Raw genomic sequence first — 22,325 nt, forward strand, 5'->3', positions numbered from 1 at the left:
GGTGGTTAGGTACTGGTTAGGCACCACAAGGCAACTCTCAATGAAAAATTTCAACTTTAAAAAACGAAATTTGCTTTCAGGGTCACACCTGCTCGGAATGCTTCTGATGCTCGCAGGTTTATTTGCTTTAGTCAGCCCGACATTTTTAAAAAGTGGAAGTTCAATGGAAAGGGTTTTGGTTGTAGGAACAGGAGCTATAATCGCAGGTCTTTTAATTTTATCCTCATATGGAGGAACGTTGATTGATTTTACCCAAAAAAAATTTAAGGAATATTCATCAATTGGCGGTTACAAATTTGGTGAATGGATGGCTCTGCCAGACATATTAAAAATAAGAGTAATTTCGACCAGCTACATAAGCAGCAACACACCGAATGGGATAAGCCCGACTCTCTCAGGAAAAGTAACTGACTTCAAAACACTCATATATTCAAATTCTTCTAAACCTGTATTTTCATTTGAGTATTCAAATATGGATAAGGCAGTCAAACATGCTAAGCGTTTAGCTGCTAATTTGAATGCTGATTTAATTCTGGAAATTGAGGAAAGGGAGTGAAAATTTTTAAAATACTAATTGACAATTCCATTATAAAGAGGTGCATAACAGACATTATCATCCATAAGTTAACTGAGCTACTTGCAAAAGCCGGAGTGATGAGATACGTTAAGAGATATTTGAAATGTCCGGCTTACAGATGATAGTTGGACGTTATCGGTCAATTAGATCATATGTAGACGTACTATCTATAGCTTTCCCTCCTCCGCTAGCGCAAGCTTGTAGCTTGTGCTTTATACCCTGCATGAACTTGTAGTTTCCAACCTTTCTGGCGCGGAAGTTACTTCCGTGACTACAAGAAAGTAATGCTACCTAATCAAAATTTATAATCTACCACTGCTACCACTAGTTTACCTCCGCTAGCGCAAGCTTGTAGCTTGTGCTGTATACCCTGCATGAACTTGTAGTTTCCAATCTAAATTCTTGAAGATGCCGGATCGAGTCCGGCATGACTACTGGTTTGCCTTCAGTAGATAGGTTCGGCATGACTAGTTGGTGTGCCTTTGCTAGATAGTCCTATCTGGCGCGGAAGTTACTTCCGTGACTACAAGAAAGTAATGCTACCTAATCAAAATTTATAATCTACCACTAGTTTACAACTTCTGACTTCTCATAATGAAGATGCCGGATCGAGTCCGGCATGACTACTGGTTTGCCTTCGGTAGATAGGTTCGGCATGACTGCTTAGTGTGCCTTTGCTAGATAGCCCGCGTGACGTGGAGAAAACATGCACTTTGCATTTACCGTTCCGCCATTTAGGTTACTTGAAACTGATATGCAAAACTGTTAGATTGTTGATATTTAATGAGTTCAGAGGTACATTCCATACCTGAAACCTTATGTGTAATTAATCACTATGAATAAAATTTTCTTATACCTCTTCCTTATTCTAGCAGCATCATTCACTAACGCCCAAAAGACAAACATTTCATTGGAGGGTGAATACATGGGGCAAGAAACGCCAGATCTTACTGCTAAATTGTTTGCTCCTGATTTCATTAGCACAGACAATTCTGAGAAGGCTGCATCTTTTCATCCCAACGGGAAGGAATTCTATTTTACAAGGGAAGGAGAAGAGGGTCTTACCAAAATTATGTTTTCGAAAATCATTGATACTAAATGGTCACTACCGGAAGCTTTACCAATCCCAAACCAAGAGAGTTTTAGAGCTTTTGTTACCAAAGATGGTTCAAGGATGTTTTTTGCCTCAATTGACTTAGTTGACGAACAGGACTCAAGAAGAGAATACAATATATGGGTGATGGACAGAGAGGATAGTACTTGGAAAAATCCAAGACCCCTTGACTCACACATAAACACTCCAGATGCTCTGGAACTACATCCTTCCGTCGCTGATGATGGAACATTGTACTTTAAGAGATTCAGTTTTCAAGATGAGACTGAAAAGATTTTCTATTCTGAATGGAAGGATGGACAATACTTGCAAGCAAAACCTTTTGAAGCGGATTTAGGATCTTTTGCTGAGGATCCTTTCATTTCTCCTGACGAAAGCTATGTGATTTTCAATCCATCAGGACCTACAAAATTTGGTTCAATGCATATAAGTTTCAGAGACGATAAAGGCAATTGGACAACTCCAAAAGACATGGGACTGAATGGGGAACTACCGTCATTGTCCCCTGATAGGAAATACTTGTTTTTCATAAGGAATAACGATGTTTATTGGGTTGATGCCAAAATCATTGAAAATTTTAGATAATATATAGCCCCGCAAAAACTTGTGGTTTCAAATGCAAATAACATTCTGGAAGATGCCGGATCGTGTCCGGCATGACTGCTTGGTTTGCCTTCGGTAGATAGGTTAGGCATGACTGCTTGGTTTGCAGTTCGGTAGACAGGTTCGCATGACTGCTTGGTTTGCCTTTGCTAGATAGTTCATATGACGTGGAGAAAACATGCACTTTGCATTTACCTTTACGCCATGACCGTAAGTCAAATTTTCCTTGTTGTTGTCAGTGGGCTTGGGGTAATCCATGGCTTATTTTTGGCGATTTTCCTCGGGACTTCCAACAAAGGAAATTCTTTAGCCAATCGCTTGTTGAGTGTACTCCTGATTGTACTCTCCTTTCGCATCGGTAAATCGGTCTTCCTCGAATTCCTGGACAACCTGGATGCTAAATTCATTTTTATTGGCTTAGGAACCATGATGGCTATCGGTCCTTTGTTTTACCTATATGCAAATGCGAGTGCAGATAAATCGTTCCGCTGGACCAACAAGCAGCTGTTCCATTTTGTACCTGCATTTTGTGCCGTACTCTTCGGGTTTTGGATCGATGAAAATGACCTGAAAACATTGAGCAAGTTGATTTTCCTGTTCCTTTTTCTAAGCTACTACGGTCACTATTTATGGTATTTGATAAAAACAAAAAGGTACATCTCAAATCAGCGAAAGGCTGGCCTTAATGACTCCACATTCAAGCTACTCACGCTGCTCTTTTACGGATTACTGATCATTTGGGTGGCTTACGTACTCAATCTTTTTGATGAGTCCATCCCCTATGTGGTTGGCCCTGTGCTCTACTCCATTGTAGCTTATGTGATCAGCTTTATCGTGATATCCAAAGGGTATCTCCAAGATATTGATCAGGAAAAATACAAGACCACCCGCATTTCAGAGGAACAAATGGAGCACTTGTTCTCCAAAACAGTGGAGTTGATTGTCAACCAAAAGCAATTCAGGGATCCTGAACTTACGCTTAAATCATTGAGCGCAACCCTTGGCGTAAGCACGCAGGTATTGTCAATGGTCATCAACCAAAAAAGCGAGAAGAACTTCAATGCATTCGTCAACCACTACCGCGTTGAAGAGGCCATTCGACTGCTCAACGATGCGAAACACAAAAACCTCACTATTTCTGCCATCGCATTTGAAGCAGGCTTCAACAGCATTTCGAGCTTTAACAGTGCATTCAAAAAACAGACCACCCTAACGCCTCAAGCCTATCGGCAGCAGTTGCCAAAATGATCTTTTACTCTTGCGAAATGATCATTTAGGAAGGATTCGACACTGTAGACCCGTTGATTTGCTAAAAAACAACGAAACAACATGTCACGATTTAAGAAAATACTGAAATGGTCACTGCTATCCATCCTTGGATTGGCTATTGCCCTTTTTGCATTTGGTTATTGGTTCATTGGTTTAATTCCAAGACCTGACCCCAATTTTGATGTAAAAGAAACGCTCGCTGAATCACTGCCTTACCTTTCGGAAAATCCGATCCCAAATAGAGGAAAGATTTTGGCGGTAGTCACCAGCACCGATGAGATGGGGAATAGCGGGAAGGCCACAGGCTACGAGCTCACGGAACTGTCACGTGCCTATTACGTCTTCCTTGCTAATGGCTTTGAAGTAGATGTGGCAAGCCCGAAAGGTGGGAATCCACCGAGGATCGATGATGATGAAGATATGGGCGTCTATGATTTTGCCTTCTTGAATGATCCTGTTGCACAGCAAAAAGCAAAAAACACCTTACCTATTGCAACTGTTGATCCTGCCGACTATCAAGCCATTTACTTCGTGGGTGGCAAAGGAGCGATGTACGACTTCCCAGACAATCCACACATTCAATCTATTGTAAGTTCCTATTTCCAATCAGGCAAAGTGATTGGGGCGGTTTGCCACGGACCTGCTGCGTTGGTAAATGTAACCCTTGACGGAGGTCAGTACATGTTGAAAGATCGCACCGTTAGCAGTTTTACGAATACAGAAGAATTGTTTCTGATCCCCGATGCAGCAACCATTTTTCCTTTCCTCTTAGAGGATAAATTGGTTGAAAATGGAGCAAAATTCAAGGAAGGAACCATGTACCTGGAAAATGTCATCCAGGATGGCAATATCGTCACCGGACAAAACCCCTGGTCAACCTGGAAATTGGCTGAGACCATGATTAGCCAGATGGGTTATGAACCAAAGATACGAGAGATCACGCCGGAAGAAAACGCCATCAAAGTGCTTGGCAGTTTTCAAGATCAAGGATATCAGGCCGCTAAAAAGCGAATCACTGAAATGGCCGAAAACAAGCTAGAAATGAATCGAACATTGTTGGCTATGCACAGCATAGTGGCTGCAATGCAGTGGAATGTCTTAAAATCATTTCAGTTGGTCGGCTTGCTCAGTCACGCGAAAGCTGCAACAGAAGGATAGTTACCAAAAAGCAAGGGCTGGTGGATGACCAGTCTTTGTTTTTTGGTATTGCGGTCTTCTAGCTCGCTCTAGTTATTAAAAATATCTGAAGATGCCGGATCAAGTCCGGCATGACTGATGAGATAGCTGTGAACTACTTCGGTAAATACTTTTCCGGAATCTTATTATCCTCTGTTTCTCCCAACCAATAGATATTCAGTACCCACCAGCGCTCACCATCGTTCATGAGCTGCATGCTGTTGATGCCTCGGGTAAAGGGCTTCTCATCGGATTCACTTCGATACGATTCATAGGTGCTGAAGATGTGCGTAAGGGAACCATAGGTCTCTGTCACCCGGTAGATTTCCTTTTCAAAGAAGCCATTGGTTTCCAGCCAATTCCCTGAAGTTTCTATGTATCCGTCTGGCGTCATCGCTCGATAGCCAATCTTGCCTTCTTCATTGGCGCGAGAAGGAAGCAACTTAGCATCTGCCGTAAACAGGTATCTGAACAACTCCCAGTCACGCTTCTCTCCTGCTTCTCCTGATATGACAGCATAAAGCGTTTCTATCGTGCTATCCAGTGTCTGCACCTTGCTCAGGTATTCTTCTTTCTGAGCGGATGAGTGGTAACCAATGCCAAGTAAAATGAGGAGTGTACCCAGGGATCGTTTCATGACTGTTTTGTTTGGTGTACTTCAATCTAGCTATTTTCAAAAACGATACAAAGGGAAGTTTGATGAATGGGAGGGCTCCCTAAAATTAAAAAGCCATCATTTCTGAAGATGCCGGATCGAGACCGGCATGGCTGATTCAACACTTAGCATACTTTTTGTTGCTAATACAACATAAATCCAATACTATGAAGAGATCAATCTTTATTATTTGTCTTTTAGTCTTTTCTCAATTGCAGGGTCAAACTGGCACCGAATCTCAGCTTCTTCTGATCTCAAAAAAGATTGTAAATCAAAACCAAAGCGATAGTCTTAATTTGGTTTCGATATTTAACTGGATAACTGACAATATTGAATATGACGTGAAAACGTACCAGCAAAACCTTGATTATCCATATTTCATAATTGATCCGAATCTAGATTCAGCAAGCTATATGAAAGTGTACAATAGCAAGGTGAGCGAAATGGTGATCCGCACAAAAAAGGCCATTTGCGATGGGTATTCAAGGCTTTTCTTGTCGCTTTGTGAGCTAGCAAAAATTCAATGTAAATATATAACTGGGAAGGTGCGGTTTCCTTTAAGGGATGAACTGGCCGAACACGCATGGAATGCAGTGCTTATCAATAATCAATGGTATTTATTAGACATTACCTGGGCAAGCGGATATGTATCCAGGAACTCTTTTGTAGAAAAGAGAAAAACCTTTTCTTCTATTTAACGCCTCCTGAACAGTTGATTTCTGACCACTATCCTGATGATTTGCGATGGTCGCTCCTTGATTCAGTAACTGCCAAAAGTCTTTTTTACAAATCTCCTATCCAATCTCATCAACCTTTTGAATACGGATTGATTAATTATGCACCAAAAAGTAAAATACTAAAACTAGACACGCTTCATCCGTTTAAACTAGTACTTGAATTTGACAGGCAATTTGATTTGAATGATATCTCAATAAATGGATGGCCAATGGAAAGTTTAAAAGATAAGCTCAACATTGAAGTTACCTTAGAAAATTACGATAGCCTTGAAAACAGCTACCCTAACCTTTCGCTAATCATTCCTAAAATTGAAATTGTAGAGCAGATTGTAACTGAAAATAGAATTGAATTCATCATACAACCATTGAGCGCGTCTCTCAAGCAAATCGGAATTTACATGGATAGTGGCTGGCCATCAATGATTTATGATGTTGAATTCTAGTTATCCAACTTACTCAATGTCTATAGATTATAACTAACACTCTGGAAGATGCCGGATCGAGTCCGGCATGACCGGGGGAGGGTTATCATCTCATAAATTCTTCATAACATTTCACAACCTCCTCTGGTGCTTCTAGCTGCGGGTAATGGCCGATGCGATCCATCGTCCAGATATTTTCGGTAGTGATGATCTCTCGGTATCGATCCACCATTACTTGACCTGAGATGGGGTCCACCAAGCCGTTGATCAACCCTAAAGGTTGCGTGAAGGTTTGCAGCGCTCCTACCCAGCGTTCACGGTTATGCACACGCTCCCGCATGTATCGAATGATCAGATGTGCGATGCGATGGCCATTACCTCTGGAAACGAGTTGCCAATACGTGTCTAATTCTTCGGCAGTTAGTAGCGTATCTGGTCCGAAGATCCTCCCGAAGCTCTTTTCGAACTTCTTTTGGTTGAGCAGCTTACTCAGAATAAATCCGATCGGACTCATGAGCATTTTCTGGATGGGCAAGGGATGGTGAGATTCCGGGAAGATGCCGCCATTCAGCAAGCACACAGATTTCAGGTTCAAACCTTTACCATCATTATCTCTTGCAATCAGTTCCTGAGCAACCGTATCCCCATAGTCGTGCGCCAAGAGGTGGCATTCAGAAATATTCAAATGTGCCAGCAAGTCCTCCACCAGGTCGGCCTGCTGCATGATGGAATACGGATGTGGATTGGGTTTGTCGGAATAGCCAAATCCCAGCATATCCAGCGCCACCAATGAGTAACGCTCACTCAATGGTTTCCAGATCTTATACCAGTCGTAAGAGGCTGTTGGAAAACCGTGGATGAGCAAAAGCCATGGCTTCTCGCCTTCATGAATTTTGTAAACGATGCGATGGTTTTTCCACGTAAAAGTTGAAGTATCAGCGTACCAATCATGCAGGGACATCATTTAATGAAGATAGGTCAGAAATTCCTTCCGATCAATCTCCTCTGCCCCCAGACTCACCAGATGCTCCGAATGCACCTGGCAATCAAACAATTTTCCGCCGTTTTTTTGGAACTTTTGTATGAATCGGATCAAGGCTAGCTTGGAGGCATTGCTTTCTTTGGAAAACATGGATTCTCCGCAAAAGACTGTTCCCAGATCAACACCGTACATCCCCCCAACTAATTCATCGCCCCTCCATACCTCCACGGACTTGGCATGCCCCAACTCGTACAATCGAATGTATGCCAACTGCATCTCATCGGTAATCCAGGTTCCTTCCTGCCCTTGCCTAGGAACCGTCTTGCACTGGGCAAGTACCCCTTCAAAATCCTCATTAAAGGTCACTTTCAGCTCCTCGTTGTTCAATACACGTCTCATAGACTTGGAGATATGTAGTCGATCAGGAAACAAGACAAATCGTGGATCCGGGCTCCACCAGATGATGGGTTCCTCTTCGCTAAACCAGGGGAATATCCCCGAATGGTAGGCAATCATGAGTCGCTCAGGAAGTAGATCACCTCCCACTGCTACAATGCCATCTTCTGCTCCTTCTACGGGAGGAAATATGAGATCGTCACTGAGTCGATAGATCGGCATTTTTGGTTTTGCTAATTTTAGGTCAAATCTAATTGCTGAATGATATTATCGGAATGTTTACCGCGTCTTGGAAAAGAACTTTTTGAAGAAATAGCGAATCATTCTTCCAATCGAACCTATTCATCCCAGGAACAAATCATCAAGCAAGGTGAAATCATCCGATTTCTGCCGATCGTACTGAGTGGCAGTGTCAAAGTCTACAGCCAGGAAGAAGCCATTCAATTCCTACTCTATTACATATCATCGGGCGAAACATGCATTTTCCATTTTGCGCACATTTTCAATGATCAACCTGTTGAATTTTCAGCAGTAGCCGAGAAGGAAAGTGAATTAATCCTCCTTCCTATTCATAAGGTGCAAGAGTGGCACAATCGATACCCACGGTTCAATGATGTTCTCTTAAAGGCCTATCAAAAGCATTATAATGAGTTACTCCATACCACCAAACAAGTTATTTGCTATAACCTGGAGGATCGGTTGATTGACTATCTGAAGAAAAAATCCTCCTTAGCCGATTCTGAGCTTCTTGCTATTTCTCATCAAGACATTGCCACTGACCTGGGTACTTCCAGAGAAGTGATTACGCGGTTGTTGAAAAAACCGAATGTTGGAGAAGTGGCCATGCAAGTGGGACGAAAAATAAAAATTCGCTAAAGTGACACTTATCACTGATTAACATTCCTAAAGCTCCCAGCTTTGTCAGACATAAACTTAAAACATCATGTCTGATCAAGTACAATTAGTTCCGGGTAACACCCTTATTACTGATACGCCTGAAGAAGGTCGTCAACTTGCGATTAAACTAGCTCGGCTCACCATTAAGATCACTCAACCAGATGCAGCAATGCGTGAAAAATTACGCCCTGTTTATGCTGAAAATGCTTCCATGTTGATTGTCATTGGCGCTACGGTGGCTGCAGAATTCGCAACTATCGCCCAAGCAAACAACTATTGGAGGTAATTAGGAATTTAAGGAGCCTCCCCACTCCCTAAGCCTGCTTCCATACCAGCTATAGAGCTCTCCATCAACGAGTTCGCAATCTGCATTTTGCCATAAGTCTTTTACTTCCAAAAGATGTTTTTTCTTGAAAGGGAAGGGCTCGGAACTAAACAAGATTTTGTCTGGATTTAGTGCAGCTATCTGCTTTGCGGTCAATTCAGGATACCTTTCTTCAGTAACCAAGTTTTGGTATCCAAGGTGAGCCAGCATGTGATCAATGAAGGTATTCTTACCAGCGACCATCCACGGATTTTTCCAAATGAAATAGATCACCTTTCCTGACTTGGTTCCTTTTACGCTTTCTACCGCATTCCGACAGGCTTGAATGATTTGGTCAGCACGCGTATCTAAATCGCAAATCCGCCCCAGGTCCTTCATCATTTGAAAAGCATCTTCTAAGGTGAATATATCACTCATCCAAACCGGAAACTCTTTTTGAAGTTCCTCAATGCCTTCTGGATAGTTTTCTTCTTTGTTGCCAATGATCAAATCTGGCTTCAGCTCTCGGATTGCATCAAATCTGAAATTCTTAGTCCCTCCAATGATTGGAAGTTGCTTGATCTTTTCCTTAGGATGAACACAAAACTTTGTGCGTCCGACAACAGGCGCACCCATATCGATGAGTAATTCTGTTTGGGAAGGAACCAGCGAGACGATCCGCTTTGGGGGAAAAGAAAAAGTGACCTCCCGACCCATTTGATCGTGAACCGTCAGAAGGTCACTCATGATTATTTGAAGTAAGTAAAGTCCTGACCGTCTTTGATCTGAACAATTGATTCATAAATCAGCTTGATCACATTCTCCACATCATCTTTGTGCACGGTTTCTACCGTAGTGTGCATATACTTCAACGGCAGTGAAATCAATGCAGATGCTACGCCAACATCAGAATATGCGAATGCATCTGTATCTGTTCCGGTAGTTCTGGAAGCTGCCATCCGCTGATAAGGGATCTTGTTTTTCTCTGCCACATCTAAAATCATATCTCTCAGATTGTTCTGTACTGCAGGACCGTACGTCACCGCTGGCCCTTGACCTGCGGTCATATCTCCGCTGGTGATCTTATCGTACATGGGAGATTGTGTATCGTGAGTCACGTCCGTAACGATGGCCACATCTGGTTTGATTCTACGTGAGATCATCTCTGCTCCTCTCAGCCCAATTTCTTCTTGCACGGCATTCACAACATACAATCCAAATGGCAGTTTCGTCTTGTTTTCGGAAATCCTTCTCACCACCTCAGCAATCATGAAACCACCAGCCCGGTTATCAAGCGCTCGTCCGACGAAGTATTTGTTGTTCATTTCAAAAAGCTCATCTTGGAAGGTAGCTACGGTACCCACATGGATGCCCATTTTCTCTACCTCTTCTTTGGATTCAGCTCCTACATCAATGCAAATATTCTTCAAGGTAGGATTATCCTCTTTGTCTTTCCTTACGTGAATAGCTGGCCATCCAAATACTCCTTTCACTACTCCTTTTTGGGTATGGAGATTTACTCGCATGGAGGGTGCAATCTGATGATCGGATCCTCCGTTTCTTACGACATAGATGTAGCCTTTATCCGTGATGTAGTTCACAAACCAGCTGATCTCATCCGCATGAGCTTCAATCACTACTTTGTATTTGGCGTCAGGATTTACAACTCCGTAAACACTGCCGTAAGTGTCAACCACGTAATCATCTACGTATGGCTTTATGTAATCCAACCATATTTTCTGCCCCTCCATTTCGAAGCCTGTCGGTGCGGCGTTATTGAGGTATTTAAAAAGAAAGTCTCTGCTTTTTTGATCCATAGTTTTAAGTTTCAAGCTTTAAGTAGCAAGTTTCTAGAATTCCTTTCAATTGACAAGTTTTTTATAGCATTCTTACCAAATGCCCCCTCCTTCCACAAGAGTCTTTTCTTATATGCTTTTAACCAGTCCTCCATCAATGAGAAAATCCTGACCTGTGATGTATTCGGATTTATCTCCGGCTAAAAAAAACGCAAGCTCAGCTACTTCTGCCGGAGTTCCCTGTCGAAGCAAGGGTATCTCATTAATTGTTTCTTGATCCGCAGGATAGCTATCAATGAAGCCAGGCAAAATGTTATTCATCCGAATACCTGCTTCACCGTATTTGGTCGCAAAAAGCTTTGTATATGCACTAAGGGCAGTTCTTGCAACGGAAGAGATTGGAAAGCTCAGAGAAGGTTCTTTCGCTCCAAAAGTTGAAATATTGATAACGGAGCCCCCTCCATTCATGTGAGGTGTCACCAATCTAGCCATTCTCACCACATTCATCAACGCCAGGTTTATCCCCTCCTGCCATTGCTCATCTGTCAAATCCAACAAGTCTCCTTTCGGTGGATGTCCTGTATTGTTGATTACTACATCAATTTGTCCATAAGTCTCGCGCGTTGCATCAACCAACCTTGCTAGATCATCAGCATTGTCTGTAGAGCCTTGTACTGCGATCCCACCGAATTTGCTCGCCAGATCATGTATTTCTGAGGAGCGAGATAGGATAGCCAATTGGTATCCTTCTTCTGCTAATTTCTCAACGCAAGCCAAACCCATTCCTTTGCTGGCCGCTGTTATAATTGCTACCTGATTCATATCATGAATTTACCAATGAAAATTACGATCATCAACCTTAACACCTTCCGGAACAAAATAGTCCACCAAAGTCGTTTGTTTTTTTGTCGTCTGTGCGTGATTGAACTGCAAGACCATCAAGCTGTCCGTTAGCATTCTGATTTTAAAAAGCTTAAAGTCTTCTTCAATATTCAACATCTCGGGAATTTGATCGCTCTCAAGCTTGATGTAAGTATGACCGTTTTTATCTTTCGCCAATTTCCAATTTCCCATCATCGGATCACCACAGTCACTGCGTCCACCTGAACTGGTTGAGAATTCATTATTTATGCTAAATGACAGCCGATGAGCTAGAAAACAATCGCCCATGTTCATCCGGGTACCGTTGTTAAATCTTTGGGCAATCTTCCATGTTTTGACAGAATCACCAACTATAAGTGCTTTCGCATTGCCTGGTAATTCAAATGGCGTTTCTGGCTCACTTGCACAACCGAGTAAAAACAGGATAAGAGGTACCCAACAAGTCTTTACCATTTGTTACAATGGAATATTTCCGTGCTTCTTACGAGGTAGTTTATCCACTTTATTTTCTAACATGCCAAAAGCACTGATCAGCTTCGACCTGGTCTCCTTAGGCATGATCACCTCATCCACAAAACCTCGGGCTGCCGCAATGTATGGGTTGGCAAACTTCTCGGTGTATTCATTGATTTTTTCCTGATGCATCGCATTTGGATCATCTGACTTCTGAATTTCTCTTCTGAAGATGATCTCAGAAGCACCCTGGGCTCCCATCACTGCAATCTCTGCGGTAGGCCATGCATAATTCATGTCTGCACCGATATGTTTAGAGTTCATCACATCATAAGCACCGCCGTAAGCTTTTCGAGTAATGACTGAAATTCTAGGGACAGTAGCTTCACTAAAAGCATACAAGAGTTTTGCTCCATTCGTAATGATCCCGTTCCATTCCTGATCTGTACCAGGCAAGAATCCGGGCACATCTACAAGCACCAGCAAAGGCACATTGAAGCTATCGCAAAAGCGAACAAATCTCCCGCCCTTGGTACTGGAGTGAATATCTAAAACACCGGCCATGCTCATTGGCTGGTTGGCTACTATTCCGATACTTCTTCCAGCCAGTCTTCCAAATCCACAAATAATATTTTCAGCAAAATCTTTATGAACCTCGAGAAAGCTATTTGAATCAATTATTCCATTGATCACGTCGTGCATATCATATGGCTGATTGGGGTTTTCAGGCATGATTGCGTCTAGCTCCTTTCTCGTCTCGTCTCCAATTTCGTATGCTAGTCGTGGGGGCTCTTCCTCGCAATTGGAAGGAATATAGCTCATCAGTTGCTTGATCTGACGGATACACTCTGCCTCATTAGCACATGCAAAATGGGTCACTCCGCTTTTAGAAGCATGTGTCTGTGCTCCTCCAAGCTCTTCACTAGTCACATCTTCCTGAGTTACCGTTTTCACCACATTTGGCCCTGTCACGAACATGTAGCTGCTCTGCTCCACCATGAAAATGAAATCCGTAATTGCCGGCGAATACACAGCTCCTCCAGCACATGGCCCAAGTATGGCTGAAATTTGAGGTACCACGCCAGAGGCTAACGTGTTTCTGTAGAAGATATCTGCATATCCTCCCAATGACACCACGCCTTCTTGAATACGTGCACCTCCTGAGTCGTTTAATCCAATCACCGGAGCACCATTTTTCATGGCCATGTCCATGATTTTTACAATTTTTTCAGCAAATGTCTCTGATAATGATCCTCCGAAAACGGTAAAATCCTGGCTGAAAACATACGTTAGTCGGCCATTTATCGTACCGTACCCCGTAATCACACCATCACCCAATATTTTCTGCTTGTCCATCCCAAAATCGGTGGCTCGGTGCGTTACAAATTTCCCAATCTCCTCAAAAGAACCTTCATCCAACAATAGGTCTATTCGCTCGCGAGCTGTTAGCTTTCCTTTCTCGTGCTGCTTTGCTATTCGATCTTCACCCCCTCCTTTGAGGGCTTCCTGATTCATTGACTCCAGCCTCTCATTTTTTTCAGCTATGGATTGTATGTTCGTTGCGGTTTTCGGTTTTTCTGTACTCATATTTCTTTAGGAAAACGTCAAAGATAAGGTGACCAATGGACAATAGAGAAATCGATATTATCAATCGAATAAATCTAAAATCTCTCCGCTCCAATTTGCTATATTGCGGCCGCTATGAACGTTGCAGTCATTGATTTAGGCACAAATACTTTCCACCTCCTGCTTGCCAGCGCAGCTGATGGCACACATGAAATTTTTCATCGTGAGCGAAAAGCTGTAAGAATTGGTGAAAAAGGGATCAATAAAGGTCAAATAACCAAGGAAGCCTGGGATAGGGCCCTCACCGCGCTAAAAGATTTTAAAGCAACAATAGATAAGAACGAAATTGACCAAGTATTTGCTACCGCAACCAGCGCTATGCGAAATGCAAGCAATGGCTCAGCGCTGGTTAAGGAAATAAAAAAACTTACCGGCATTGAGATCGAAGTGATCTCCGGACAAAGAGAAGCCGAGCTCATTCACTTTGGGGCAAGTAAAGCTCTTGACTTTGGATCTGAAAAAAGCCTCATCATGGATATTGGCGGGGGAAGCATTGAGTTCATCATTGCGGATCAAAGTCAGGCCTATTGGCTGCAAAGTTTTGAAGTAGGCGGACAACGACTCGTGGAGAAGTTTCACAAAACTGATCCCATTACAGCCTCAGAAATGGATGACTTATCCAACTTTTTCGAAGAAGAGCTACAACCATTGATCGATGCCTGCCGTGAGCACAATCCCACAACATTGATTGGTTGCTCAGGCACTTTTGACACCCTGAGTGACATTTATTCCGAAAAAAAAAACATTTCAAGAGCAGAAGAGGCAACTGAATATCCATTCAATAAGGAGGCTTTTGAAAGCATCTATCAAGAACTGATTGCAAAAAACAGAACGCAACGCCTAGCCATACCTGGCATGATCGAAATGCGGGTGGACATGATTGTAGTGGCTTGCATACTTGTAGAGTACATCATCAATAAGTTCCAGTTAAAGGACGTACGTGTTTCTGCCTACGCTTTGAAAGAAGGGATTTTGCATCACGTTTTGGATCAACTTCATCCCAATACTGCTAATTAGTATTGTCAAATACCCACTTAATTTTTAACTTCTTTTCTCTTTCAACAATACCGCCATGAAATTTATTCTGAGAGCTCTTCTCATTTTCCTCACCCTCTCGCTCTCTGGGCAACAGGTAGAATTCAAACAGCTTGTATCCGAAATAGAAAACAATTTATTCGAAGTACAAACTGGAAATGAAACATATACACATGAGCTTGAGCTTCTGCAGCACTCTGTGCTGAAGTACACCCTTTTGGAAGTGGATGAAAAAGGGAAGAGAGAAGAAATTTCCTATGAATTTAATGTTGCTGATCTGGATCCATATGTAGTTCGTGAAGAGCCAAAAAAAGATATCATTTACCTCAGCCTGACTGCAGAAAACAGGCAGAAATTTCTCAAAAAATTCCAAAACGGTGAGGTAAAGGGATATGTCGAAACCATGCTGATTGTCACCAAAGACATTGACAATGCCAGAACACTGAAAGAGCTTTTGACCAAAGCCATCCCTCTGGCAAAAGATATTTTGAGCAAAAAACTATCGGTAAACACCTATACGAAAATGGAAACATGGCTTACCGAGCATGTAGTAAATGCTGAAAGCAGCGGCAAAACATACAATCAGACACTTGCCTTGCAGGACAATTTCCCAGGAAGTTTTAGATTAATTCAAACTGAAATCACTTCAAAATCTTCAAAAGAGAAGCAATACACCTTCAATCTTTCAGATGTAAATGTCAACAGTTTGAAATTTTCCATATCTGGCTCTAGCTTCTCTCTTGATTTTGAAACTAAGCGAAAGCAAAAAATCATCAACCTCATCGAATCGGATGCCCGAAAATTTGACAATAGGATTAGCATCTACACCAACAATGTAGAAGAGGCGCGAGATCTTAAAAACATTCTCAAAAGATCAGTACCTCTAGCAGAAAAACTTGTTGACAATTCCATTCCTGAGTTTGAACGTCTGCCGCTCGTACTTGACTACCTAGGCAAGTATCTTCAAACCATTGATTATGGAGATGAATCAATGGAGCAGTCTATGGAAGGTGATTGTCTTATGAAAATTACGCAAGTGGACGCAGACGCCAAAGACACAAAAAAGGTTGCTGCGGAATTCAACCTACTCGACATCAATGAAAACCTGGTTGATTATAAGGTCTCATCTGGTAAGATGTTTGTTGAATTACCAACTAAAGAATCTCTGGATTTATTGAAGCTCCATGAGAACGATGAATTTGTTGGCTATGATGATGGACTAAAAATCTATGTTGAAAACATTGAGGTTGCGCGAAGGGTAAAGGCTGCCTTTGAGCACGCAATTAAAATATGTCGACGTGATTACGTCGATCCTTTTGCTCATATGTCAACCGAACAAAAAATCTCCTGGCTCACGGAAAGCCTAGAAGAAGTACGCATAGGCGCTAGTACCATTACTCAAAAATTTGAACGAATCGCAGGTTCTGATATGAAAAAAATAAAACTCAATAAACTAGAAGTCGGCGCCAAAGACAGTCAGGAAGAAATATTTGAATTCAACTTTACCGATCTTAATCCAAAAAGCATTCAATACAAGATCGGGAGCAAAACATTAGCTATTTCGTTTGAAACGAAGTTTAAAGAGGACATCATTAAATACTACAAAGACGGAAAGATTGAAAACTATCAAGATGGTTTTGAGCTAAGCATGACGGATATTGAAGCTGCAAGAAATGTAATTTTAGCTTTCAATCAGATCATAGCAGAGCTAAATGAGTAATTTCGCCGCATGATTTTTTCCTCGGAACAATTAAAGCAATTTGCCAGTAAGGTATTCATCAGCATTGGCTGTCCGGAAGCGGAAGCTCAGCAGGCGGCGGAAGTTTTAGTAAGCGCAGATCTGCGCGGGGTAGATTCTCATGGGGTAGCTCGGCTATCCGGCTACATCCGATTGCATGAGAAGAATCGCCTAAATGCTACTCCTCAGATCAAAACCGTACATGAGACACCTTCTACAGCAGTGGTAGATGGTGACCTTGGATTGGGACTTGTGGTCGGGCCTCATGCCATGAAACTAGCCATTGAGAAAGCAAAAAATGTTGGCTCTGGCTGGGTCGCGGTTAAAAACTCTAACCACTATGGCATTGCTGGCTATCATGCAATGATGGCATTGGAAGAAGATTGCATTGGTATATCGCTGACCAATGCAAGTCCTCTTGTTTCTCCTACCTTTTCAAAGGAAAGACTTCTTGGCACCAATCCCATTTCAATTGCAATCCCAACCAAAAACCAGCCTCCGTTTGTGCTAGATATGGCTACAACTACAGCTGCGAATGGTAAACTGGAGGTACTGCAGCGCAAAGGCATGGATGCCCCCGAAGGATGGCTTCAGGATAAGGAAGGTCACATCACTACCGACGCAAAGGGTTTGATGAAAGGTGGATCCATGAGACCGCTGGGTGGAGACAGGGAGCATGGCTCTCACAAAGGGTACGCACTAGGTTCTGTTGTAGACATCCTATCTGCGGTACTATCTGGCGCCAATTATGGTCCATGGGTACCCCCATTTGTTGCCTTCATTGATCCAGCACCAAATCCCGTAGGAGAAGGGCTTGGACATTTCTTTGGCGCCATGCGAATCGATGCATTTCGAGATGGAGATGAATTCAAATCACACATGGACAATTGGATCGAACGCTTCCGAAGTTCCGAAACTGTGAACCCGGAAGATCAAGTACTGATTCCCGGTGACCCAGAACGAGAGATGACAGCAGAACGCTTAAAAAACGGGATAGATTTGCTTGATCCGGTGGTAGAAGATCTAAGAGAACTGGGAGAGAAATTCGGCGTAACTTTAGGTAACTAGAGACGTGAAACATTCGAATTATTAGACATTAAACACCATGGCTGAGTTAAAAACCGCACCCAACAACCAAAGTGTAGAAGCCTTCATCGATTCAATAGAACCAGAATGGAAAAGAGATGATGCGCGCGAATTACTGAAACTAATCCAAAATATCTCTGGTGAAAAACCGATCATGTGGGGAGATTCCATCGTAGGTTTTGGCAGCTATCACTACAAATACAAAACTGGACGGGAAGGCGACTGGTTTCTTGCTGGCTTTTCTCCACGTAAAACCAGCATGACCATCTACATGATGGGTGGCTTTGAAGGTCAGGATGATGATCTTCAAAAAATCGGCAAGCACAAAAAAAGCGTTGGTTGTTTGTACATAAAAAGGCTTGCAGATATAGATATAAAAGTGCTTGAACGAATGACTAAAAGGTCTATTGAAACGTTGAAGAAACGATATGCGGATTATAATTAGTCTCATCTTTCTTTTAGTAACGCTTACTTCCTTTTCGCAAAGAATCTCATTCGAAGACCCAGACCTTGTCTTCAGCTTCGAAAAACCCAAAAAATGGGAAGTCTTTGATGACGGATATGTAGTCAAAGTAAGCCCTTCTGAAAAAGACACTGCCAGTACATATTTTACCATTACCTACTTTGAAGATGCTGAGTCTTTTGGCTTCTTCCCAAGAACCGAGCCTGCTATCAACCCTCATGATATTGCATCTCCAAAGATTAATATCGATGGTGAAGTGGCCAGTCTAGTTGAGAAAAAACAGGACAATTCCTTTTTGAACACATACACATTTCAGAAATATGGTCAGCGTTTCGAGATAAAGACGTTAGCAGCATCTCCAAAAACTAAGCGCATCTTTCGGAAGATTATTCGGTCATTGCGAATCACAAAGTAAAATATTTTACTCACCGAAGCTTATAGCTTATTGACCGACGATTCATTCGGTCTAGACTAAACTCCAGAACTCCACACAATAAGTCTGGTTTAAACCAGTATCACCTTAATACTTAGTCTAATGGATTATTTCAGAAAAGCGACCGACATCTCCCCTACGGTCATCATGGATTCCGGCACCAAGTCAGCTTTAATTAAAGGAGTTTCTATTTCAGAAGATTTGACCATGAGCACGCAACTTGCTCAGGACATTAAACAAAACATTGAGCGTACAATTTACACGGACTTTAATGTTCACTTAACCGTGTTCAATACTAAAACTGCACGCCTTTTATTTGAGGTATTTCGTACCATAAAGCAAAATCAGCCCTCGTTGATCATACATTGGTTTTACGAGAGTAAAGATGAGGAAATGAAAGAGATGGGTATCGATTACAGTGAGCTACTAGAAATGGATTTTGACATTTCTCCAAACTAGAATATACCTATCCCGACCCCTGCCCTAAGTACCCAAGGACTATTGTAAGGCCTAGGCACTTCTGATTCATCGTACAACACATTGTAAAGCGCCATCACGTTAAAGGAAGCTCTTCCTCCCAGTTGTTCGGAATATCCAGCGCCTAGCAATAAGCTGTTAAAGGTTGACTTCTCTGTTCGCTCAGGAGCGAACGAGGTTAAAAATTCGAATGAAAGTTGCTCAAATTCCGCATAAGCGAAAAACTGGTTGGTGACATTGAATCTATTAAACAAACTCCAGCCAAAATTTGATAGTGACGTATTTATCGGTTGCTTAATTTTTACATATTGGTAGGTGACGCCCACACCAGCAGAATAACGATCCGTAATCTTATATCCAATCTGAGGGGAAATGCTAATGTTCGTTTGGTTGGAACTCGAGCTAAAGCCTCCACCTCCTCCAAAATAAATTTTGTCCGAAAGTTTACTCTGAGCTGAGAGATTCAGCGCGAAAGCGATTGTTGCAATGGTCAATAAAAACTTCATGCTGTTAGTTTACGACAATGTAAAGATCCTCGTTGGGTTTTTTCATCAAGTATTTTTCTCTTGCCATCTTTTCCAGAAGATCAGGATTACTATTCAATGCTGCTTGATCATTCTTAACTTCCAAAATTTTGTCTTGATAAAATCTACGGGCATCCTCTAGTTCTGCTTTTTTATTCGAAAGTTCTGTTTGCAAAAACAGATCATTGCTGTCCACAAAGGCCAGCCAGACCATAAAAAATAACGATGCTAAGACGTAGAAATTTTTAAAAAAAGACGGTATTCGATCCAGTAAATTTTTCATGTGCTATTTTGACTAGTTTTCAATTGCACACATGGAATACGCATGAATAAACTCTCCAAAATCGGGTAGCTCTGCAATCATGCTCATTTCATCTGCTTTAAATTCTATGGGTGGTTTGATTTCCAAAGTCTCAGCAGATATGTAAAAATAAGGAATTAGCAGCGGTTTCTACAAATCACGGACTATTTCTAACTCTTTGAGCTTGCGTTCTCTAATCCTCCATGTTATAGCACATATGACAAGCATAAGCACCCAAGTCAAATCAGTCCAGGCTAATTCATAACCTCTGAAGAGTACACTAAACAACTTAACGCCAATCATGACGAGGGCAATTATTGAAACAACCAGTGCTCCAGTTGCATGATTTTGTCTATCGCGATATTCTTTCCTGGAAACCTTCATACACTGCCATTTCGTCTTTCTTCAAGTTTGATAACTTCCAAATACATAAGCCTATAACGATGAGATTAAGCATGATCATGTACCAATCAAATCCTGAAGAATCCTCTCCGATCATACTATTGTGCAGCATTTTACGAATTCGAAGGATTATGATAAAAGCAGAATTAATCATCAAAAGAAACATGGCTATTGCTTGAGTTCTATTGCTTTTTGATACTTTATCCATCACTTAAATTTAATCAATCATGGCCATAGGAAGGAAATTCTTTCAGCTGAATCAATCCATCCCCTGTTCTCTGCCAAATGAAATGACGCATTCCATTGGTAATTGCCAAGTAGTTCGCATCTAATACTTTGTTGTACGTTGCAACCTGATTTAGCACTTTTTGATCTAGCTTGACATCCGGTGCTTTGCACTCAACCAATAAGAAAACCCCACCTTCTCGATCCAAAACGATGATATCTGATCGCTTTAGACTTTTGAAATAGGACATGGTATGCTCCAGCTTGAACATTCCTCTGGGGTAATCCAGATGAGCTATCAGGAGATGTAGAAAATGCTGTCTTACCCACTCTTCAGGAGTCAGAAATACCCACTTTTTCCGAATAAGACAGAAAACATTGTCGTCTTTCAGTTTGACATCAAACTCAGGTAGTTTGAGCGTCTGCATTTTTCAATTTCACTTGTGAAAGGAATAGGATACCTATGATAAAGAATGATGCAAGTGCCAAAGTGCTATTCCGCATACTTCCTGTCACTTGCTCTATGTACCCATAAACAAATGTTCCAATGACAATAGAGACATTGTATGTTACATCGTAGAAGCTGAAAAATGAGGCTGTATCAACCGTATCTTGTGGCATAATCTTCGAATAGGTAGCTCGCGAAAGTGACTGAATGCCACCCATGACCAATCCTACGACAGCCGCAAGCGCAAAAAATTCGATCTCTCTGTTAACAAAATAAGCCCCGAAACAGCAGCCAATCCAAATGATGATTTGAATGGAAAGTGATCGAATGTTTCCTTGTTTTTTCGAGATGTAGGCAAAAAGAAATGCTCCAGCAATTGCCACAAATTGTATTAACAGAACGGTCAAAATAAGGCTTCCAGCCTCCATTTTTAACTCTTTGGATCCAAAAGTCGCTGCTAAGTACATCACGGTCTGCACACCCATGTTATAGAAGAAAAATGCAAAAAGGAACTTGCGCATTCCTTCCATCTCTTTCAGTTGCTTCCATACTTTTTGCAGTTCGATATACCCGTTGGTGAGGTAGTGGCCTTCCGGTTTTCTTCCATGTACATTTTCTGGGAGTTTAGAAATGGCATAAAGGGAAAACCCTATCCACCAGACTCCAACCAAGAGGAAAGATACCCGTGAAGCAATTCCTGCGTCAGCTAACCCAAACACATCAGGCATTTGCACCATTGCGAGGTTCGCTATCAGCAAAATTACGCTTCCTAAATATCCATAAGCATATCCTTTTGCACTCACAATATCGCGTTTGTCCTCTGTTACTATTTCGCTAAGGAATGCATCATAAAACACCAAACTCCCCGAATAACCGATACTAGCGAAAATCGAACACAGGATGCCCCATTCGATATTTTCTCCTGTAAAAAAGAAAAGCCCAATACAGGCAAAGGATCCGATGAACATGAAAAGCTTCAAAAAGAATTTCTTTTTTCCTGCATAATCTGCGATACCTGACAGGATAGGTAATACCACCGCCACCAATAGAAAGGAAAGAGAAAGTGCATATGAATACAGCACAGAGTTGACTATCTCAAACCCGAAAGCTTGTATTCGATCACCTCCATTTGCATTTACAGCAACGTTTTGAAAGTAGATTGGGAATATGGCTGAGGTGATGGTTAAGGAATAAACAGAATTGGCCCAGTCGTACATACACCAGGCGTGGATGGTTTTTTTGTTGTTCAGCATGTAAAGTCAAGTTGATGCAGCAATATAATGAATGCATCATTCACTATTTTT

General features: G+C 41.9%; 27 protein-coding genes. 14 read left to right on the forward strand and 13 right to left on the reverse strand.

Translation table 11 applies throughout. The features are described 5' to 3' along the window. Window positions 1–40 precede the first annotated feature (40 nt). From ABJF57_RS11410 to ABJF57_RS11425, 4 genes are all read left to right on the forward strand, one after another. Complete coding sequence (locus ABJF57_RS11410) at window positions 41–556, forward strand: hypothetical protein (RefSeq protein WP_462229124.1); 516 nt, start codon at window positions 41–43, stop codon at window positions 554–556. Between the two features lie 856 nt (window positions 557–1,412). Further along, on the forward strand, window positions 1,413–2,276 hold the full coding sequence (locus tag ABJF57_RS11415) for a TolB-like translocation protein (protein ID WP_462229126.1): 864 nt from the start codon (window positions 1,413–1,415) through the stop codon (window positions 2,274–2,276). A 180-nt stretch (window positions 2,277–2,456) separates the two neighbouring features. After that, entirely contained in the window at window positions 2,457–3,542 is a 1,086-nt protein-coding gene (locus tag ABJF57_RS11420) for a helix-turn-helix domain-containing protein (protein ID WP_462229128.1), read from the forward strand. Window positions 3,543–3,623: 81 nt separating this feature from the next. Beyond that, window positions 3,624–4,721 carry a type 1 glutamine amidotransferase domain-containing protein gene (locus ABJF57_RS11425; RefSeq protein WP_462229130.1) on the forward strand — a complete coding sequence of 366 codons (1,098 nt, stop codon included), beginning with the start codon at window positions 3,624–3,626 and terminating at the stop codon, window positions 4,719–4,721. 133 nt (window positions 4,722–4,854) lie between these two features. On the opposite strand, the gene ABJF57_RS11430 is transcribed toward ABJF57_RS11425, so the two are convergent. Further along, the gene (locus tag ABJF57_RS11430) at window positions 4,855–5,376 is read right to left on the reverse strand and encodes a hypothetical protein (RefSeq protein WP_462229132.1); all 522 of its coding nucleotides are present in this window, start codon (window positions 5,374–5,376) and stop codon (window positions 4,855–4,857) included. 185 nt (window positions 5,377–5,561) lie between these two features. On the opposite strand from ABJF57_RS11430, the gene ABJF57_RS11435 reads away from it, so the two are divergent. Further along, a complete protein-coding gene (locus tag ABJF57_RS11435; protein ID WP_462229134.1) occupies window positions 5,562–6,092 on the forward strand; it encodes a transglutaminase domain-containing protein in 531 nt (176 codons plus the stop codon). Beyond that, on the forward strand, window positions 6,005–6,574 hold the full coding sequence (locus tag ABJF57_RS11440) for a hypothetical protein (protein WP_462229136.1): 570 nt from the start codon (window positions 6,005–6,007) through the stop codon (window positions 6,572–6,574). Before ABJF57_RS11435 ends, ABJF57_RS11440 begins: the two co-directional genes overlap by 88 nt. 85 nt (window positions 6,575–6,659) lie before the next feature. Here the strand turns inward: ABJF57_RS11440 and ABJF57_RS11445 are convergent, their stop codons facing one another. After that, window positions 6,660–7,517, reverse strand: coding sequence for an alpha/beta fold hydrolase (locus ABJF57_RS11445; protein WP_462229138.1), 858 nt, complete (start codon window positions 7,515–7,517; stop codon window positions 6,660–6,662). Then, entirely contained in the window at window positions 7,518–8,153 is a 636-nt protein-coding gene (gene aat / locus ABJF57_RS11450) for a leucyl/phenylalanyl-tRNA--protein transferase (RefSeq protein ID WP_462229140.1), read from the reverse strand. It lies immediately after the preceding gene. A 39-nt stretch (window positions 8,154–8,192) separates the two neighbouring features. On the opposite strand from aat, the gene ABJF57_RS11455 reads away from it, so the two are divergent. Together ABJF57_RS11455 and ABJF57_RS11460 are read left to right on the forward strand one after the other, a co-directional pair. Next, complete coding sequence (locus ABJF57_RS11455; protein WP_462229142.1) at window positions 8,193–8,807, forward strand: Crp/Fnr family transcriptional regulator; 615 nt, start codon at window positions 8,193–8,195, stop codon at window positions 8,805–8,807. 67 nt (window positions 8,808–8,874) lie between these two features. Beyond that, the gene (locus tag ABJF57_RS11460; RefSeq protein WP_462229144.1) at window positions 8,875–9,114 is read left to right on the forward strand and encodes a hexameric tyrosine-coordinated heme protein; all 240 of its coding nucleotides are present in this window, start codon (window positions 8,875–8,877) and stop codon (window positions 9,112–9,114) included. Here ABJF57_RS11460 and ABJF57_RS11465 read toward each other — a convergent pair whose 3' ends face one another. From ABJF57_RS11465 to ABJF57_RS11485, 5 genes are all read right to left on the reverse strand, one after another. After that, window positions 9,115–9,879: a helical backbone metal receptor gene (locus ABJF57_RS11465; protein ID WP_462229146.1), complete on the reverse strand. Its 765-nt coding sequence runs from the start codon at window positions 9,877–9,879 to the stop codon at window positions 9,115–9,117. 2 nt (window positions 9,880–9,881) lie between these two features. Next, entirely contained in the window at window positions 9,882–10,949 is a 1,068-nt protein-coding gene (locus ABJF57_RS11470) for a M42 family metallopeptidase (RefSeq protein ID WP_462229148.1), read from the reverse strand. 108 nt (window positions 10,950–11,057) lie between these two features. Beyond that, window positions 11,058–11,750 carry an SDR family oxidoreductase gene (locus ABJF57_RS11475; RefSeq protein ID WP_462229150.1) on the reverse strand — a complete coding sequence of 231 codons (693 nt, stop codon included), beginning with the start codon at window positions 11,748–11,750 and terminating at the stop codon, window positions 11,058–11,060. 9 nt (window positions 11,751–11,759) lie between these two features. Further along, window positions 11,760–12,263, reverse strand: coding sequence for a hypothetical protein (locus ABJF57_RS11480; protein ID WP_462229152.1), 504 nt, complete (start codon window positions 12,261–12,263; stop codon window positions 11,760–11,762). 3 nt (window positions 12,264–12,266) lie between these two features. Continuing rightward, entirely contained in the window at window positions 12,267–13,778 is a 1,512-nt protein-coding gene (locus ABJF57_RS11485; RefSeq protein ID WP_462230418.1) for an acyl-CoA carboxylase subunit beta, read from the reverse strand. 186 nt (window positions 13,779–13,964) lie between these two features. Here ABJF57_RS11485 and ABJF57_RS11490 point away from each other — a divergent pair, with 186 nt between their 5' ends. The 6 genes from ABJF57_RS11490 (at window position 13,965) to ABJF57_RS11515 (ending at window position 19,103) form a co-directional block, all read left to right on the forward strand. Beyond that, window positions 13,965–14,906, forward strand: coding sequence for a Ppx/GppA phosphatase family protein (locus ABJF57_RS11490; RefSeq protein WP_462229154.1), 942 nt, complete (start codon window positions 13,965–13,967; stop codon window positions 14,904–14,906). Between the two features lie 55 nt (window positions 14,907–14,961). Next, window positions 14,962–16,644: a hypothetical protein gene (locus ABJF57_RS11495; RefSeq protein ID WP_462229156.1), complete on the forward strand. Its 1,683-nt coding sequence runs from the start codon at window positions 14,962–14,964 to the stop codon at window positions 16,642–16,644. Window positions 16,645–16,653: 9 nt separating this feature from the next. Then, window positions 16,654–17,730 (forward strand): Ldh family oxidoreductase, encoded by a 1,077-nt coding sequence (locus tag ABJF57_RS11500; RefSeq protein ID WP_462229158.1) that lies wholly within the window; start codon window positions 16,654–16,656, stop codon window positions 17,728–17,730. A 37-nt stretch (window positions 17,731–17,767) separates the two neighbouring features. Next, entirely contained in the window at window positions 17,768–18,193 is a 426-nt protein-coding gene (locus tag ABJF57_RS11505) for a DUF1801 domain-containing protein (RefSeq protein WP_462229160.1), read from the forward strand. Beyond that, window positions 18,177–18,626: a hypothetical protein gene (locus ABJF57_RS11510; RefSeq protein WP_462229162.1), complete on the forward strand. Its 450-nt coding sequence runs from the start codon at window positions 18,177–18,179 to the stop codon at window positions 18,624–18,626. Before ABJF57_RS11505 ends, ABJF57_RS11510 begins: the two co-directional genes overlap by 17 nt. A gap of 120 nt (window positions 18,627–18,746) precedes the next feature. After that, window positions 18,747–19,103 (forward strand): SiaC family regulatory phosphoprotein, encoded by a 357-nt coding sequence (locus ABJF57_RS11515; protein ID WP_462229164.1) that lies wholly within the window; start codon window positions 18,747–18,749, stop codon window positions 19,101–19,103. Here ABJF57_RS11515 and ABJF57_RS11520 read toward each other — a convergent pair. The 5 genes from ABJF57_RS11520 to ABJF57_RS11540 all read right to left on the reverse strand — a co-directional run bounded on the left by ABJF57_RS11520 (window position 19,100) and on the right by ABJF57_RS11540 (window position 22,274). Continuing rightward, entirely contained in the window at window positions 19,100–19,627 is a 528-nt protein-coding gene (locus ABJF57_RS11520) for a hypothetical protein (RefSeq protein ID WP_462229166.1), read from the reverse strand. The genes ABJF57_RS11515 and ABJF57_RS11520 overlap by 4 nt on opposite strands. A 4-nt stretch (window positions 19,628–19,631) precedes the next feature. Continuing rightward, a complete protein-coding gene (locus ABJF57_RS11525) occupies window positions 19,632–19,928 on the reverse strand; it encodes an FtsB family cell division protein (RefSeq protein ID WP_462229168.1) in 297 nt (98 codons plus the stop codon). 370 nt (window positions 19,929–20,298) lie between these two features. Continuing rightward, complete coding sequence (locus ABJF57_RS11530) at window positions 20,299–20,556, reverse strand: hypothetical protein (protein WP_462229170.1); 258 nt, start codon at window positions 20,554–20,556, stop codon at window positions 20,299–20,301. 13 nt (window positions 20,557–20,569) lie between these two features. Beyond that, on the reverse strand, window positions 20,570–21,001 hold the full coding sequence (locus ABJF57_RS11535; RefSeq protein WP_462229172.1) for a type I restriction enzyme HsdR N-terminal domain-containing protein: 432 nt from the start codon (window positions 20,999–21,001) through the stop codon (window positions 20,570–20,572). Next, the gene (locus ABJF57_RS11540; protein ID WP_462229174.1) at window positions 20,979–22,274 is read right to left on the reverse strand and encodes an MFS transporter; all 1,296 of its coding nucleotides are present in this window, start codon (window positions 22,272–22,274) and stop codon (window positions 20,979–20,981) included. The genes ABJF57_RS11535 and ABJF57_RS11540 overlap by 23 nt, the downstream gene beginning before the upstream one ends. Window positions 22,275–22,325: the final 51 nt, after the last annotated feature.

Origin of the sequence: Ekhidna sp., assembly GCF_039940915.1 — a bacterium.
Lineage (GTDB): Bacteria > Bacteroidota > Bacteroidia > Cytophagales > Cyclobacteriaceae > Ekhidna.